This window comes from Thermomonospora echinospora (assembly GCF_900108175.1).
In the GTDB taxonomy this organism is placed as follows: Bacteria; Actinomycetota; Actinomycetes; order Streptosporangiales; family Streptosporangiaceae; genus Thermomonospora; species Thermomonospora echinospora.
In genome coordinates this window covers 659,854-676,662 of sequence record NZ_FNVO01000002.1, presented here as the reverse complement: position 1 = coordinate 676,662, position 16,809 = coordinate 659,854, and the positions used below count along the sequence as shown (strand labels likewise).

The window sequence follows — 16,809 nt, the reverse complement described above, 5'->3', positions numbered from 1 at the left end:
ACGAACTCGGCGAACATCGCATCATGCGCTCGAACTGCCACGCAGGGTACTCCCCGGGCGGCCCGCGTCGCCTCGCATTCGGCGGTATTAGGTCGAGCCGCCCGGCCGGTGCGCCCTCCCGGACGCGTCCCGGGCACGCCCCGGCCATCATGCCCCGGCTCGCCGTCGGCCAGTCTCGGCCATGAGGAGGCCGACGGCCAATGATCGGGCGGTGTGTTTCACGAAAGTCCGGTCAACCGTCGGCGCGGTCCAGGAGTCCTGTCTACGCGGTACCAGGCGCGTGCGGCCCCTCCGGCGGCGACAGGGATATATGCGGGAGGGGGCGTGCAGGAGGTGAACGCAGGTAGCCTAGCTGCCCAAGAACCGCCGAAACGCGGCCATCGGAGGACGGACGGGGGCACCGCCGGCCAGACGGGCCGGTTTTCCACAGATCGCGTTCGTCGGCGGATGACCTCCTGACTACATGTAACGATGAGGGCCATGAGAGGACGCGTACTGGTCGTCGACGACGATCTCGCTCTCGCCGAGATGCTCGGCATCGTCCTGCGGGGCGAGGGCTTCGAGCCGTCGTTCGTCCACGACGGCGACAAGGCGCTCGAGGCGTTCCGGGAAACCCGGCCCGATCTCGTGCTGCTCGACCTGATGCTGCCCGGGGCCGACGGCATCGACGTGTGCCGGCAGATCCGCGCCGAGTCGGGCGTCCCGATCGTCATGCTCACCGCCAAGAGCGACACCGTCGACGTGGTGCTGGGCCTGGAGTCGGGGGCCGACGACTACATCGTCAAGCCGTTCAAGCCCAAGGAGCTGGTCGCCCGGGTGCGCGCGCGGCTGCGCCGCACCGACGAGCCCGCGCCCGAGACGCTGCAGATCGGCGACATCACCATCGACGTGGCCGGGCACTCGGTGAAGCGGGCCGACAAGCACATCCCGCTGACCCCGCTGGAGTTCGACCTGCTGGTGGCGCTGGCCCGCAAGCCGCGCCAGGTGTTCACCCGCGAGGTCCTGCTCGAGCAGGTCTGGGGTTACCGGCACGCGGCCGACACCCGGCTGGTCAACGTGCACGTGCAGCGGCTCCGGGCCAAGATCGAGAGGGATCCGGAGCATCCGGAGATCGTGGTGACGGTCCGCGGCGTCGGGTACAAGGCCGGGCCCGCCTAGCCCGGCCGCAGCGTGGATCCCCCCGTGAGCGCGAAGACTGGCCGTGACGGTGCGGCCCCCCCGCCGGCCCGGGCGCCAGCCGCCCAGGGCCCGGTGACCCGCGCCCGCGGGCGCCTGCTGCCGTCCGGCAGTCGCCGGCCGGGGGCGCGCGTCGCCGGGCCGCGCGTCGCCGCGGGCCTTCGCGCGCACCGGCTGCACCGCGCCCGCCGGTTCACCCGGCGCGGGCTGGGCGCCGGCAAGCGGTTCGTCCGCCGGTGGGTGCTGCGGTTCTACACGCGGTGGCGGCGGTCCATCCAGGTGCGCATCGTCATTTGGACGCTGCTCATCTCCGGGGTCGTCGTGGCCATCCTGGGCGTTTTCCTCATGCAGCAGATCACCAACGCCCTGCTGGAGGGCAAGGAGAAGAGCGCGCTGCTGCAACTGGACGAGGGGCTGGGCGTCCTGCGGCGGGAGCTGGCGCCCGGCAGGGTCCCCGAGGTCACGCTCAAGGACGTGACCAACCAGCTCAAGGCGCGCAGCGGCCCCTCCGGGCTCTACGAGGTGTACGTCCGCGACACCCGTGAGCAGTTCTCCGGCGGCTTCACCACCAACGAGGTACGGCACCAGAGCGTCCCGGAACGGCTGCTCGAGCAGGTCAGAGACGACCGCATCGGCACCCGGCACAGCACCTACAGCGAGATCTCTTACGTGGGCCGCGAGCCGGTGCCGGGCCTGATCGTCGGTGCCGGAGACGGCCGCTACGAGCTGTACTACCTGTTCCCGCTGACCCAGGAGCAGCACACGCTGACCACCGTGGGCAACACCCTGGTGGGTGTCAGCGCCGTGCTGGTGGTGCTGCTGGCCGGCATCGCCTCGCTGGTCACCCGCCAGGTCGTCATCCCGGTCCGGCTGGCCGCGCAGGCCGCCGAGCGGCTGGCCGCCGGCCGGCTGGGGGAGCGGATGAAGGTACGTGGCGAGGACGACCTGGCCCGCCTGGCGACCTCGTTCAACGAGATGGCCGGCAACCTCCAGGACAAGATCGTCGAGCTGCAGGAGCTGTCCCAGGTGCAGCGGCAGTTCGTCTCGGACGTCTCGCATGAGCTGCGCACCCCGCTGACCACCATCCGCATCGCCGCCGACATGCTGTACGAGCACCGCGAGCACTTCGCCGACCCGCCGGTGGGCCGCTCGGCCGAGCTGCTGCAGAGCCAGCTGGAACGATTCGAGTCGCTGCTGGCCGACCTGCTGGAGATCAGCCGGCACGACGCGGGCGCGGCCACCCTGGACGCCGAGTCCGTCGACGTGCGCGACCTGGTGCTGCGCGCGGTGGGCGACACCGAGGGGCTCGCCGAGCGCAAGGGCAGCAAGCTCGTCCTCCAACTGCCCGGCGAGCCCTGCATGGCGGAGGTCGACCGCCGCCGGGTGGAACGGATCCTGCGCAACCTCCTGGTCAACGCCGTCGAGCACGGTGAGGGGCAGGACATCGTGGTGTCGGTCGGCGCCGACCGGGACGCGGTCGCCATGGCCGTCCGCGACCACGGGGTCGGCCTCAAGCCGGGGGAGGCCCAGCTGGTCTTCGACCGCTTCTGGCGGGCCGACCCGGCGCGCGCCCGCACCACCGGCGGCACCGGCCTGGGCCTGTCCATCGCCCGGGAGGACGCCCAGTTGCACGGCGGCTGGCTGCAGGCGTGGGGCGCACCGGGCAAGGGCTCGCAGTTCCGGCTGTCCCTGCCCCGGACCGCCGGCGCCGAGCTGCGCGGCTCGCCCCTGCCGCTCGTCCCCCCGGAGACCGAGCTGCCCCGGGCTCCCTTCACCGGAGGCCTGACGTCTCCGGACGGCCCTATCTCCCTTACCGTCCCGGAGCAGCCCGGCCCCGCTCCGGAGCCGCACCCGCCCCTGCCGGGTCCACAGCACGCCTCCCCCGACGTCCGTGCCGAGGCGGGCGTGGCCGCCCGCGACACCGAGGTCATCGGCGGGCCGGTCGCCGGCGGATCCGGTTCCGGGTTGCGGCCCAGGCCGGGGACGGCCGGGCTGCGGCCGGTGTCCGAACCGGAGGAGGGCCGGTGAGAACGATCGACAGGAGCCGGATCGGCGTGCCGGCCCTGGTGATGGCGCTGGTCTGCCTGGCCGGGTGCGCGAGCGTGCCCAGCGGAGGACGGGTGGTGTCCGGTCGGTCCGCCGAGCGCGCCGAGCCGATCGCCGAGCCCTACGTGCGGCTCGTGCCGGTCCGGCCGCGCCGCGACTGGGCGCCGGAGGACATCGTCAAAGGCTTCCTCATCGCCTCGGCGGCGTTCGACGACGACCACGAGGTGGCGCGCGAGTACCTGACCCCCGCGGCCAACGCCGCCTGGCGGCCCGGGCATCGCCCCCAGGTGATCGTCCTGCAGAGCGCGCCCAGCATCTCGCCGCCGCCCGCCGTGGGCGCCGAGGCGCTGGTGGAGGTGGCCGCCGCCAGGCTCGGCCGGATCGGGTCGGACGGCCAGTACACGGCCCAGCCCGACACCTACACCACGTCCTTCGGCCTGGCACGCGACTCGGCCGGCCAGTGGCGCATCGACCGGATGCCGACCGACCTCCAGGGCGGCCTGCTGCTGGACATGAGCGATGTGGACCGCGCCTTCCGGGTGCTGAACCTGTACTTCTTCGACCCGGACGGCAAGGTGCTGGTGCCCAACGGCATCTTCCTGCCGCTGGTCAACCGGCAGGACCTGGCCAGGCAGCTGGTCGCGGCCCTGCTGGCGGGGCCCACCGGCTGGCTGCGGCCGGCGGTGCGCAGTTACTTCCCGCCGGGCACCCGGCTGGAGGGCGCCGGGGTCGCCATCGCCGACGGCGTCGCCACCGTGAACCTCAGCGCCGCGGCATACCCGGCGGACCACGCGCGCATGGCCGCCCAGCTGAGCTGGACCCTGCAGCGGCTGCCCGAGGTCAGGCGCATCAAGCTGCAGATAGCCGGGGAGACCGTCGAGCCGGCCGGGCGGGGGCCGATCCAGTCGACCGAGGACTGGGAGCAGTACAACTCCGACACCTCCCGGGGCGGCACCGAGGAGATCGTCTACCTGCGCGGCCCCGACGGCCGCCCGCACCAGCTGCTCGTCAACGACGCGACCCCGGCAGGGACGACGGGCGAGGACCATCTGCACCGGCCCGCGCTGTCCCCCGACCAGCGCATCGCCGGGCTCGACGAGGCCGGTGACACGGTGCTGAGCGGCGACCTGATGGGCGGCACCCCGGTCCGTCCCGTGCTGGAGACCGAGCACTCCGACGGCCGGTTCACCGCGCCGTCCTGGGATCCTCGGGGCACGTTGTGGAGCGTCGAGTTGTTCCGCGGCGGATCGACGCTGTGGATGCGGCCCGGCAAGGGCCAGCAGCCGGTCCAGGTGCAGCAGTGGGAGTTGGCCTCGCACAAGGTGCTGGCGCTGCGGGTGGCCCGGGACGGGGTGCGCGTGGCGGCCATCGTGGAGACCGATGACGGCAGGCAGCTGCGCCTGGGCCGGATCGTCCGGGGCCCCGGCGGGGTGGTCGGCGTCGGCGAGTTCCTGCCGATCGGCTCGGATCTGGTGGACGTCACCGACCTGGCCTGGGGCGACTCCAACTCGCTGGCCGTGCTGGGCAAGACCAAGGCGACCGCGACGCAGGTGACGCCCTACTGGGTGCCGGTCAACGGGGGTGGCATCACCCCGGTGGGCAGCGGCAGCCTGGGCGAGGCCAAGTCGATCACCGCGGCCCCGGGCTCCCGCATCGTGATCGGGGCCGAGATCAACGGCAAGAACAGCATCTGCCGGCAGAGCGATCTGCGGGACTGGCGTTTCGGCGAGTGGAAGTGCGACCCGCTGGGGTCCGAGCCGACCTACTGGAGCTAGTTGTCCACAACCCGCTCGCCTTCTGGCGCCGCCTCGCCATGCGCTGACACGGTGGGCCCATGGCGGCCTTTCTGACGGACCTCCTCGTCCACCTCCTCGACCTGCTGCTTCCGCAGCACTGCGCGGGCTGTGCCTCCGCCACCGCGAGACGTCCGGCCTTATCCCCGCACGCCGCCTCCGGCTCTCCCCGGGGGCTGCTCTGCGACGCCTGCCTGGCACGCCTGACGGGTCCGCCCAGGTGCACCTGGCCCGTCCCGGCACCCGCTGCCCTGCCTCCGCCCTGGTCCGTCGCGGCGTACCAGGGCCCGGTACGGGCGATGCTCATCGCCTACAAGGAGTCAGGCCGCATCGCCCTTGCGAAGCCCCTGGGCGCCGCCTTGGCCCGCGCCGTCCGCACCGCCCTGTCCACCCATCACCCAGACCTCCCCACCGCCCGCGCTCTTCCTCTCAAAACCCTTGCCCCCCAGCCCAAAACCGCCGTCTCCTCTGCCCGCCTGCCCGAGGTCTCGGTCCTTTCGAGGCTCTGTGCTCCTCAGCCCCATGGGGGTGCCCCGGGACCGGGTACGCCCGAGAACCGACCGTCCGCCGACCCTGTTCGTGCCGAGTTGCTTCGGGGCGGGGCTGTCCGGGCCGGGGCTGTCCGGGCCGGGGTGCCTGCTGCTCGACTTCTCGGAGATGCTGTTCGTCGTGTGGGCCGTGCGTACCCGTGGTGCGGAGGGCGTACCCGGGCGGAGGTGCTGGTCGTTCCGGTGCCGTCGGCTGCACGGGCGGTGCGGCGGCGAGGGCATGATCCGGTGCGCGGGCTCGCCGAGGTGGCCGTCCGGCGGCTGCGCGCGGAGGGGTTTCCCGTCGCCTGCGCGACTGTGCTGCGGCAGGGCAGGCCGGTGGCCGACCAGGCGGGGCTCAGCGCGGCCGCACGAGCCGCCAACCTGGCCGGCGCCCTGCGGGTCACCGCCGCACGGCGCGTCCATGGCCGCCGGGTCGTCGTGGTGGACGACGTCATCACCTCGGGAGCGACCCTCACCGAGGCGACCCGGGCCATTGAGGCCGCCGGCGCCCAGGTCATGGCCGTAGCGACGGTCGCGGCCACCCCACGCAGACACCACTGAGGCGCCATGGCCGTTCAAGGTGGTGGAGGACCGATCCTCATGGCGGACAGTGATCAGGCGGGAGGGGAGCCGTGGGGCGGGAGGGAGGAGCGGTGGATGTGGCCGGCGTTGGCCGTGAGGTGGTACGCGGGGACACGGTGAGATTGTTCACGTGTGATGGTTGACCGAAATCGACTACGGGGAGTATTCAGCGGACGAGGGCGTGGTGGGGGCCGAGGGTGATCGGTGTCATGGACATGGTCATGGGCTGTCGTGATGAACGTTGGGGTTTCCCCAACCCCTTGTCTGGCCATACTCCTATGACCTGGGGCGGTACCCGAGAGGAGGAAGACTCGTGCGGTGGGATGCGCGGCTCCAGGAGCGGTTCCGGCAGTCCCGGGGTGGGGCCGGTCGATGACGGTCGGTGAGTTTTTCCTTGCTCCACCCCCCTGACATTCGAGGCGTAAGGGGTTAGCGTTCCTGACATGGCACCCGCCCGGGTCCGTGGTTGCGTCGGACCACGGTGCTCCACTGGAGCACCGCCGGTCCGGCAAGCCGATGCCAGGCGCAGGCGAAGCGGCCCACGTAAGGCGACTTCTCGTCGACCGATCACGGTGCGCCTTAGAGGTAAGTCCTGCCTCGCCGGAGGATCAGACATCCTCCGGTCTGGGAGAAGGGCAGTAGTGGCGAGAGCGCCGCGAGACCCTCAGCAGGCGGATGTGGGGACGAAGACCAGGTCGGCCGGGCGGGTGCATCCCACCGAGCTGTGGCGACCGCCGCGGGCCGCGCGCCCGGCGGCGATCGCAGATCGCAACCGGAAGGGGGGTCCCACGTGGACATCATCGTGAAGGGCCGGCACACCGACGTCAACGAGCGGTTCCGGCAGCACGTCGACTCCAAGCTGGCCAGGATCGAGCGCCTGGACCAGAAGGTCATCAGGGTGGACGTGGAGGTGTCGGAGGAGCGCAACCCGCGCCAGGCCGACCGGCGGGAACGGGTGGAGCTGACCATCCGCTCGCGCGGCCCGGCGGTCCGCGCCGAGGCGGCGGCCGAGGACCGTTACGGAGCCCTCGACCTGGCCATCGACAAGCTGGAGTCGCGGTTGCGCCGCAGTGCCGACCGACGCAAGATCCACTACGGCAGCGGAAATCGCGCCCCGGCCAAGCTGGCCAGGATGGAACCCCTGCCCGAGCTCGCCCCGATGCCATCGTCCGCCCCGGTCGGGACCGCCGAGCCCGAGACGCCCGAGCCGGCGTCGTCCGCCGAGGCGGAGGGCAACCTGATCCCGCTGCCGGCGGACGGCGACTGCCCCGTGGTGGTCCGCGAGAAGTTCCACCAGTCCGCCCCGATGACGATCGACCAGGCCCTTTACGAGATGGAGCTGGTGGGCCACGACTTCTTCCTGTTCCGTGACAAGGAGAGCGGCCAACCCAGTGTCGTCTACCGGCGGCGCGGCTGGGACTACGGGGTCATCCGGTTGATGGAGGAGTGACGGCGTGGTGATGTGCCGCATGCGCCATGTCACCGCCCCGGGCGTGTCATGATCTACATGGTGCCATCCGGCTCCGCCTGAGAGGCAGCGGGATTGGCGGCCCGGCGACATTGACCTATCGTCCGGGCCGCCGATCCGTGCGAGCCTCCCATAGACGTGAAACCCTCCGAAAGCACAGGGTCGCCGACATTCGAAGGGAGGGGCGGCGTTGTGAGCGAGTACCCCGAGACTCCTGGCGCCGCGCCCGGGGGCGCTTCCCGGCGGCGGGCCGGTGACCCGGCCGCGGCGGCGCCGGGCGAACAGGCCGCGACGGACCCGATCCGGGTGCTGATCGTCGATGACCACGCACTGTTCCGCCGGGGCCTGGAGATGGTGCTGGCCGACGAGGACGACATCGAGGTGGTCGGCGAGGGCGGCGACGGCAACGAGGCCGTCGAGATGGCCCGCGACCTGCTGCCGGACGTCCTGCTGATGGACATCCGGATGCCCCGCCGCAGCGGCATCGAGGCGTGCCTGGCCATCAAGGAGTCGGTGCCCAGCGCCAAGATCGTGATGCTCACCATCAGCGACGAGGACAAGGACCTGTTCGAGGCGATCAAGGCGGGCGCCAGCGGTTACCTGCTCAAGGAGATCTCCATCGACGAGGTCCCCCAGGCGGTGCGCGCGGTGCACGGCGGCCAGTCGCTGATCAGCCCCTCGATGGCGTCCAAGCTGATCACCGAGTTCGCCTCGCTGGCCAAGCGCAGCGAGGAGCGCCAGCAGCAGGTGCCCGCGCCCAAGCTGACCGACCGGGAGATGGAGGTGCTGCGCCTGGTGGCGCGGGGCCTGGGCAACCGGGAGATCGCCAAGGAGCTGTTCATCTCCGAGAACACGGTGAAGAACCACGTCCGCAACATCCTGGAGAAGCTCCAACTGCACTCCCGGATGGAGGCCGTCGTCTACGCCGTCCGCGAGAAGCTCCTGGAGATCACCTGACCGTCCACCGGGACACCGGTGTCCATGGTTTGCCGGTGTTGATTTGTCGGTGCCGGTGCGTACCATCGCGACGTGACCGAACTCGAGCTGACCGCGGACGAGGCCAGGCGCATCCAGCTGCGCGCCCAGGGGCTGTTGGGGGCACAGACCCGTCCCCGGGGTGTTGCGGGCGTGCTGGAGCAGCTGGGGGCCGTTCAGCTCGACACCATCTCCGTGCTGGCGCGCTCGCACGAGCTCGTGCCGTACGCGCGGCTGGGTGCGGTCGGCAGGGAGGCGGTCGAGAACGCCTACTGGGACACCTCGACCGGCACGGGCGCCGCGTTCGAGTACTGGGCGCACGCCGCGTGCGTGCTGCCGATGGACGAGTGGCCGCTGCTGGCGTTCCGGCGCAGGGCGTTCCGGCGGCGCGGATGGCGCTGGCACAAGATCTCCCAGGAGGCGTGCGAGGTCGTCCTTAAGAGGCTGCGCGCCGACGGCCCGCTCACCATGCGCGAGCTCGGCGGCGCCAAGGCGAGCGCGGACTGGTGGGACTGGAGCGAGCAGAAGATCGCCGTCGAGTGGCTGCTGGACATCGGCGAGGTGGTGTGCGCCCGGCGGACCGGCTGGCGGCGGGTCTACGACCTGCCCGAACGCGTGGTCCCGGCGGCGCTGCTGGACCGTGAGCCCGAGGACGCCGAGTGCCTGGCCCATCTGGTGGGGCGGGCGGGCCGGGCGCTGGGCGTGGCGACCCGGGCCGACCTGGCCGACTACTACCGGATCAAGGGCGAGCAGGTCGACGCGGTCATCGAGGCCGCCGGGCTGGTGCCCGTCCGGGTGGCGGGCTGGCGGCACCGGGCCTGGGCCGATCCGCGGGCGCTGGAGGCACCGCCGCGCGGGCGGCACGCCGTCACGCTGCTGTCGCCGTTCGACTCACTGGTGTGGGACCGAGCGCGCACCCTGCGGATGTTCGGGTTCGAGCACCGGCTGGAGGCCTACGTCCCGAAGGCCAAGCGGGTGCACGGCTACTTCACGATGCCCCTGCTGGCCGGCGGGCGGCTGATCGGCCGGGTCGATCCGGCGCGCGAGAAGGGCGTGCTGGTCGCCCGGCAGGTCTCGGTCGAGCCGTGGGCGACGAGCACGCCCGCACGGGCGCGGGAGGCGGTCGCCGCGCTGAGCACCGCCCTGTGGCGGGCCGCCGGCTGGGTGGGCTGCCGGGACGTACGGGTGGAGGTCATGGATCCCCCCGAGCTGACGGCCCTGGTGGAGCGGGCGCTGCGCGAGGGCCCGGCCGGCTGACTCCGCCTCCTGGGGCGAGTCCAGGTACCACTGGTCTGCTCCTCGCCCTGCTGGGGCTGACCCCGTCGCCCTGTGACGAGTCTCCTTCTTTCCCGGATGGGTGCCGGCACCGGTAAAGGAATGCGCCGGTGCCGGCACGTGTCGGTCTCGACACGGACAAGTCCCGGCGGGGAGCGTGTCGCGCCGGGCACGGCCGCTCAGCCGTGGGGCTTGGTCTCGGGATCGCTGGTCAGCGCATGGGAGGTCCGCTCGCCGTACGGGCCGCCGCGTCGCTCGTCGGTCTGCGCCCCGAACAGCGAGTAGTTCACCACCTCGGGGAGCACCCTGGGCTCGTCCAGGACCACGTCGGAGAAGATCCCGACCACCATCCCCAGCAGGCCGCTGGCCACCACGACCGCGCCGCCGATCCAGAACAGCAGCCAGTTGGGGCCCAGGCACAGGGCCACTCCACCGATGACGAACCCGATGAACGCCAGTGCGACGACCGCCCACGAGCTCGGCCGTCCGCCATGTGATCCGGCCATCGATCCTCCCTACCCCCAGGGCGCCGCACGGCGCCCGACGTCGGGCCGAAACGTCCCGTCCACGGCGTTTCACGGCTGAACGCCTGTTCGGCGCACCCTCCGTGCGGATCGTCCGGCCCGGTTGTCAACGTCATACAGATTTTCCTCGTCAGGAGGGGGTCAAACAGTAAAGGGCATGGATTGCGTCGCCGAGTGACCTAGACCATCCTTGGTCTCGCCTACGATGGCAACGTACGTGTGGTGTGCGTGCCGCTGGTCGCGGTGACCCACGATCTGCAAGGAGCCTCAGAGAGTGCCGCCAGTCATCGACAAGATCCTTCGTGCGGGCGAAGGCAAAACTCTGCGCAAGCTCAAGAAGCTCGCGGATCACGTCAACAGCATCGAGGAGGACTTCCTCGAGATGACCGACGCCGAGCTGCGCGAGCTGACCGACAAGTACCGGGAGCGCATCGAGGAGGGGGAGTCCCTCGACGAGCTGCTGCCGGAGGCGTTCGCGACCGCACGTGAGGCGGCCAGGCGGGTGCTGGGCCAGCGCCACTTCGACGTCCAGATCATGGGCGGGGCGGCGCTGCACCTGGGCAACATCGCCGAGATGCGCACCGGTGAGGGCAAGACCCTGACCTGTGTGCTGCCCGCCTACCTCAACGCGCTGTCCGGCAAGGGCGTGCACGTCATCACGGTCAACGACTACCTGGCCAAGCGCGACGCCGAGTGGATGGGCCGCGTGCACCAGTTCCTCGGCCTGGAGGTCGGCGTCATCCTCCCGCAGATGACGCCCGAGGAGCGCCGCAAGGCCTACAACGCCGACATCACCTACGGCACCAACAACGAGTTCGGCTTCGACTACCTGCGCGACAACATGGCCTGGAGCCTGGACGAGTGCGTGCAGCGCGGCCACAACTTCGCCATCGTGGACGAGGTCGACTCGATCCTCATCGACGAGGCCCGGACCCCGCTGATCATCTCCGGCCCGGCCGAGCAGAACTCCAAGTGGTACAACGAGTTCGCCAAGATCGTGCCGCGGCTCAAGCCGGCCAGCGGCAAGGAGGAGACCGACGGCGACTACCAGGTCGACGAGAAGAAGCGCACCGTCGGCATCCTGGAGACCGGGGTGGAGAAGGTCGAGGACTGGCTCGGCATCGACAACCTCTACGACGCGACCAACACCCCGCTGGTGAGCTTCCTGAACAACGCCCTGAAGGCCAAGGAGCTCTACAAGAAGGACAAGGACTACGTCGTGATGAACGGCGAGGTCCTGATCGTGGACGAGTTCACCGGCCGCATCCTGCACGGCCGCCGCTACAACGAGGGCATGCACCAGGCCATCGAGGCCAAGGAGGGCGTGCCCATCAAGGACGAGAACCAGACGCTCGCCACGATCACCCTGCAGAACTACTTCCGGCTCTACGGCAAGCTGTCGGGGATGACCGGTACCGCCCAGACCGAGGCGGCCGAGTTCAACAAGATCTACAAGCTCGGTGTGGTCTCCATCCCCACCAACAGGCCGATGGTCCGCAAGGACGTCCCGGACGTCGTCTACAAGACCGAGCAGGCCAAGTTCGAGGCCGTGGTGGACGACATCGCCGAGCGGCACGAGAAGGGCCAGCCGGTGCTGGTCGGCACCACCTCGGTGGAGAAGTCCGAGCGGCTGAGCAAGATGCTCAAGCGGCGCGGCATCCCGCACGAGGTGCTCAACGCCAAGCACCACGAGAAGGAGAGCGCCATCATCGCCGAGGCGGGCCGCAAGGGCGCCGTCACCGTGGCGACCAACATGGCCGGCCGCGGTACCGACATCATGCTCGGCGGCAACCCCGACTTCCGCGCCGACCTGGAGTTGCACCAGCGCGGGCTGTCCCCGCTGGAGACGCCCGAGGAGTACGAGGCGGCCTGGCCGGAGGCGCTGGAGAAGGCCAAGGACGCCGTCAAGGGCGAGCACGAGGAGGTCGTCGAGGCCGGCGGCCTGTACGTGCTGGGCACCGAGCGGCACGAGTCGCGGCGCATCGACAACCAGCTGCGCGGTCGTTCCGGCCGACAGGGCGACCCGGGCGAGTCGAAGTTCTACCTCTCGCTCGAGGACGACCTGATGCGGCTGTTCAACTCCGCGCGGGTCGAGGCGATCATGACGCGGCTGAACATCCCGGACGACGTGCCGATCGAGTCCAAGATCGTCTCCAACGCGATCCGGTCCGCGCAGACCCAGGTCGAGCAGCAGAACTTCGAGATCCGCAAGAACGTCCTGAAGTACGACGAGGTGCTCAACCGGCAGCGCCAGGTCATCTACGCCGAGCGCCGCAAGGTGCTGGAGGGCGCCGACCTGGAGGAGCAGGTCCGCCGGATGATCGACGAGGTCGTCGACGGCTACGTCGCCGGGGCCACCGGCGAGGGCTTCGCCGAGGAGTGGGACCTGGACAAGCTCTGGAAGGCGTTCCGGCAGCTGTACCCGATCACCGTCTCCGTTGAGGACCTGACCGAGGAGGTCGGCGGCGACATCTCCGGGCTGGACGCCGAGACCCTCGCCGAGCGGATCCGCAAGGACGCCCAGGAGGCCTACGACAAGCGTGAGGCCGAGCTGGGCTCGGAGGTCGCCCGGGAGCTGGAGCGCCGGGTCATCCTGTCGGTGCTGGACCGCAAGTGGCGCGAGCACCTGTACGAGATGGACTACCTGCAGGAGGGCATCGGCCTGCGGGCCATGGCGCAGCGCGACCCGCTGGTGGAGTACCAGCGCGAGGGCTTCGACATGTTCAACGCGATGATGGACGGCATCAAGGAGGAGTCGGTCGGCTACCTGTTCAACCTCGAGGTCGAGGTCGAGGAGCAGCCGCCCGCCCCCACCGTCGGCGCCAAGCCCGTCGCCGTCGCCTCGACCGCCAAGGACACCGTGCCGTCCGACACGGAGGAGGCCGCCGAGGAGGCGGCCGAGGAGGCCCCGGCGATCCACGCCAAGGGCCTGGAGGAGCCCAAGCGGCCCAAGAAGCTGGACTACTCCGCGCCCACCGTCGACGGCGAGGGCGGCGTCGAGCGGCACACCGAGGAGGTCGAGGACGAGTACGCGGGCGTCGGGCGCAACGACCCCTGCCCCTGCGGCTCGGGTAAGAAGTTCAAGCGCTGCCACGGCGGCCCGCGCAAGGGCTGACCGGCACCCGTCCTCGCGGCGGCCGCCGCCCGTACCAGCGGTGCGGGTGAGCCGGCCGCCCGCGAGGACCGGCCGGTGAGCATGACCGCAAGCAACGGCCTCCCGGAGTCTCCGGGAGGCCGTTGCGGCTTTTCGCCGATGATCGTTGAGGCCGCGTCGCGGTCCTCGCCGGAGTTCACGGCGGGAACGCCGTACCCGGGCGTCCCCGCCGCCTCGTCACACCGCCACCGCTCGCCGATGCGGCGCGGTGGTCTCCAGCACGGTGCAGCGCCAGCGTCCCCGGTGGTGCTCCAGCCGCAGCGCCAGGGCCTGCACCCGCCCGGCGAGGGCGATGACGGCTCCGGCCTCGGCCGTGCCCGGCGCGGGCTCCTGGACCCAGGAGGTCAGCACCCGTGGCGGGCGGACCGGGCCACCGGGCGGTACGGCGAACGCGGCCAACTCCTCGCAGACCTGCGGAGTCGCCCGCCTGGTCAGCTGCCGTGCCGGGCGGGTCCCCGCCAGTACCTCCGCCACGAGCCGCAGGGTCGCGGCGACCACCACCTGCAGAGCCTCGTCCGGCACCTGAGCTCCCACCGCCCGCAACACCGGCCCGCCCGAGGACACCGCCCGGCCTCGCCCACGGGACATCGACCTTTCGCCCGAGCCGGACTGCCGAGCGGCAGCCGCCCCTCTGTCCGGCGACGGGCTGCCGAACGGTGGCGTCTGCCCCGGCGCGGATCGTCGGGTGAGTGGCGGGCCTTCGTCCAGTGACGGCGAGCCGTTCGGTGGCGTCCGGCTGCCGGGGGCGGGACGTTCGCCCGGTGATAGTCGTTCCCTGGCGAGGGTCTCGCCCGGTCGCCGGGACGGTGTGCCGGGGATCTGGAGGCGGGGTGCGGCGGTGTAGGGGATGACTCGTACGGCGGCGGGGGTGCGGCGGGCGGTACGGCTGGGCATGTCGGCCTCCTCATGCGGATGTCGGGAAATCCGGCAGGTGAGAAGAGGCCGCGCGAGGGCCGGTTGATACAGAACGGCCGGGTCCGGCCAGAATCCGGTGGCGGTGTAACGAAGCGGCGGCGGGGGCGCCTGGGTGTGGCGCCGCCGCCGCGGGGTCTGGTCCGTGGTGGGGACCGTAGAGCGGCCTCAGCCGTCGGAGGACTCGCTCTTGGCCTTGGCGCCGGAGGACGGCGAGGCTCCGGCCTCGGTGGACGCCGACGCCGCCGCGACCTCCGGGGCGGCGGACGGGTCGGCGGCCACCGACTCCGTGCCCTCGGGCTCGCGTCCCGGGGTCGGGATGTTCATCGCCCTGATCAGGACGGAGAACAGGAAGTAGTAGACGACCGCGTAGATCAGCCCCAGGATGATCAGCCCGAGCAGGTTCTTGGTGTTGTCCTTGCTGGCGTTGAGCACCATGTCGATGGCGCCGGCGGAGAAGCTGAAGCCCAGCTTCATGTTGAGCGCGTCGGCGAGCGCCATGGACACGCCGGTGAGCACCGCGTGCACCCCGAACAGCACCGGGGCGACGAAGATGAACGCGAACTCGATCGGCTCGGTGATGCCGGTGACGAACGCGGTCAGCGCGGCGGAGAACATGATGCCGCCGACGGCCGCGCGGCGGTGCCGGGGCGCGGCGTGCCAGATCGCCAGCGCGGCGGCCGGCAGCGCGAACATCAGGACGGGGAAGTAGCCGGCCATCGACCAGCCGGCGCCGTCGGCCCCGTTCAGGTAGCAGTTGAGGTCACCGGTGTAGGTTTTGCCGCCGACGGTGCACTCGGGGATCTGGAACCAGACCACGTTGTTGGGGATGTGGTGCAGGCCCAGCGGCAGCAGCAGCCGGTTGACCACGCCGTAGACGCCCGCCCCGAGCGTGCTGTTGCGCTCCATCCACTCGCCGAAGTTGGTCAGCCAGCCGCCGAGCAGCGGCCAGATCAGACCGAACAGCAGCCCCAGCAGGGTCGCGGTGAACGCGGTGATGATCGGCACGAACCGGCGCCCGCCGAAGAACGCCAGCCAGGCCGGCAGCTTGATCCGGTAGTAGCGCTGGTAGAGCAGCGCGGCGGTGATGCCGATGACGATGCCGCCGAGCACCTGGGTCGGGTTGCCCGCCGCCAGGTCCAGCACCTCGTTGGGCTTACCGGGGTTGTCCGGGTCGAAGAGCGCCTTGACCACCCGCGGCCGCAGCTCGTCGGAGTGGAAGAACATGTTCATGCTGACGTAGTGGAAGACCAGGTAGCCCACCACGGCCGCCAGCGCGGTCGAGCCGTCGGACTTGCGGGCGAAGCCCACCGCCACGCCCACCGCGAACAGCAGCGGCAGCCAGTTGAACAGCGCACCGCCGGCGGCGGCGAAGACCTCCGCGACCCGGTCGGAGCCGGCGAAGCTGATCCAGGCGTCGTCGTTCTCGCCCAGCACGTCCGGCTGACCGAGCCGCAGCAGCAGACCGGCGGCGGGCAGCACGGCGATCGGCAGCATCAGGCTGCGGCCGATGCGCTGGAGGACGGCGAGGACGCTGGATCCTCGTTGGGGGGCGGCGGTGCCGCCGACTGCGGTGCTGGAACTCATCAGAGGGTCGCCTCCTGCTGATGCCACGGGCCTGTCAGGTCCGCGATGGTGGGTTTCCTAGAGCCGTGTGGATCTGGTAGCGGTCGGCCCGGTAGGTCGATACGCCCAGTTCGGCGCAGACGCCGCCCATATAGGAGCGGCGCTGCAGGAGCAGCACGGCACTGCCCCGGGGTATGTGGAGGCGCTTGGCCTCGGCCGCGTCGGCCAGCCCGGCGTCGATGGTCTGGTCACCGGCGTCGAAGACGATCCCGTACACCGCCTCCAGCACGCCGTACAGCGAGCGGTCGGCCAGCCGCCGGTCCAGCAGGTCGGGCGCCAGTGAGGCCAGGATATGCGCGCGTTCGAGGGCCATCGGCTCGCCGTCGGCGGTCCGCAGCCGTTCGATCACGTGGATCCGAGTGCCCTCGGGGACCTCGAACATCCGGGCCAGCCGGGCGTCGGCGGGGATGGTGCGCCGCGACAGGTCGATGGCGCCGGGCCGCAGCCCCCGCGACAGCATGTCCTCGGAGAAGGAGACCAGCCGCAGCGGCATCTCCAGCTTCGGGCGGGCCACGAAGGTGCCCTTGCCGGGCACCCGATACAGCCGGCCCTCCGAGACCAGTTGCTCGACCCCCTGGCGCACCGTCATCCGCGACAGCCCGAACCTGGAGCACAGCTCGCGCTCGGAGGGGATCGGCGCGTCGACGGGCAGCTCCGCCCGCTCGATCAGGTCGAGCAGGATGGCGCGGAGCTGGAAGTACTTCGGTACGGGGCTGGTCGGGTCGATGGTCACCACGGTCGTCCTCGG

Annotated in this window: 12 protein-coding genes; 8 read left to right on the top strand and 4 right to left on the bottom strand. The window is 71.2% G+C overall.

The features are described 5' to 3' along the window. The first annotated feature begins 480 nt into the window (after nt 1-480). The 7 genes from mtrA to C4U03_RS07330 all read left to right on the top strand — a co-directional run bounded on the left by mtrA (nt 481) and on the right by C4U03_RS07330 (nt 9,827). On the top strand, nt 481-1,158 hold the full coding sequence (mtrA, locus tag C4U03_RS07360) for an MtrAB system response regulator MtrA (protein WP_103936861.1): 678 nt from the start codon (nt 481-483) through the stop codon (nt 1,156-1,158). 258 nt (nt 1,159-1,416) lie between these two features. Further along, on the top strand, nt 1,417-3,204 hold the full coding sequence (gene mtrB, locus C4U03_RS07355) for an MtrAB system histidine kinase MtrB (protein WP_235017702.1): 1,788 nt from the start codon (nt 1,417-1,419) through the stop codon (nt 3,202-3,204). Then, nucleotides 3,201-4,997 carry an LpqB family beta-propeller domain-containing protein gene (locus C4U03_RS07350; RefSeq protein WP_103936860.1) on the top strand — a complete coding sequence of 599 codons (1,797 nt, stop codon included), beginning with the start codon at nt 3,201-3,203 and terminating at the stop codon, nt 4,995-4,997. Before mtrB ends, C4U03_RS07350 begins: the two co-directional genes overlap by 4 nt. A gap of 734 nt (nt 4,998-5,731) precedes the next feature. Continuing rightward, nucleotides 5,732-6,106 (top strand): phosphoribosyltransferase family protein, encoded by a 375-nt coding sequence (locus C4U03_RS41050; protein ID WP_200827087.1) that lies wholly within the window; start codon nt 5,732-5,734, stop codon nt 6,104-6,106. Nucleotides 6,107-6,917: 811 nt separating this feature from the next. Beyond that, entirely contained in the window at nt 6,918-7,577 is a 660-nt protein-coding gene (gene hpf / locus C4U03_RS07340; protein ID WP_103936859.1) for a ribosome hibernation-promoting factor, HPF/YfiA family, read from the top strand. A gap of 210 nt (nt 7,578-7,787) precedes the next feature. Beyond that, the gene (locus tag C4U03_RS07335; protein WP_103936858.1) at nt 7,788-8,552 is read left to right on the top strand and encodes a response regulator; all 765 of its coding nucleotides are present in this window, start codon (nt 7,788-7,790) and stop codon (nt 8,550-8,552) included. Between the two features lie 72 nt (nt 8,553-8,624). After that, a complete protein-coding gene (locus C4U03_RS07330) occupies nt 8,625-9,827 on the top strand; it encodes a winged helix-turn-helix domain-containing protein (RefSeq protein WP_103936857.1) in 1,203 nt (400 codons plus the stop codon). A 197-nt stretch (nt 9,828-10,024) separates the two neighbouring features. Here the strand turns inward: C4U03_RS07330 and C4U03_RS07325 are convergent, their stop codons facing one another. Next, nucleotides 10,025-10,351 carry an HGxxPAAW family protein gene (locus C4U03_RS07325; RefSeq protein ID WP_103936856.1) on the bottom strand — a complete coding sequence of 109 codons (327 nt, stop codon included), beginning with the start codon at nt 10,349-10,351 and terminating at the stop codon, nt 10,025-10,027. Nucleotides 10,352-10,643: 292 nt separating this feature from the next. On the opposite strand from C4U03_RS07325, the gene secA reads away from it, so the two are divergent. Next, nucleotides 10,644-13,484, top strand: coding sequence for a preprotein translocase subunit SecA (secA, locus tag C4U03_RS07320; protein WP_103936855.1), 2,841 nt, complete (start codon nt 10,644-10,646; stop codon nt 13,482-13,484). Between the two features lie 216 nt (nt 13,485-13,700). On the opposite strand, the gene C4U03_RS07315 is transcribed toward secA, so the two are convergent. The 3 genes from C4U03_RS07315 to C4U03_RS07305 form a co-directional block, all read right to left on the bottom strand. Then, entirely contained in the window at nt 13,701-14,045 is a 345-nt protein-coding gene (locus C4U03_RS07315; protein ID WP_103936854.1) for an Rv3235 family protein, read from the bottom strand. A gap of 558 nt (nt 14,046-14,603) precedes the next feature. After that, a complete protein-coding gene (locus C4U03_RS07310) occupies nt 14,604-16,022 on the bottom strand; it encodes a PTS transporter subunit EIIC (RefSeq protein ID WP_103936853.1) in 1,419 nt (472 codons plus the stop codon). Nucleotides 16,023-16,056: 34 nt separating this feature from the next. After that, complete coding sequence (locus C4U03_RS07305) at nt 16,057-16,797, bottom strand: GntR family transcriptional regulator (RefSeq protein ID WP_200827086.1); 741 nt, start codon at nt 16,795-16,797, stop codon at nt 16,057-16,059. Between the last annotated feature and the right edge of the window lie 12 nt (nt 16,798-16,809).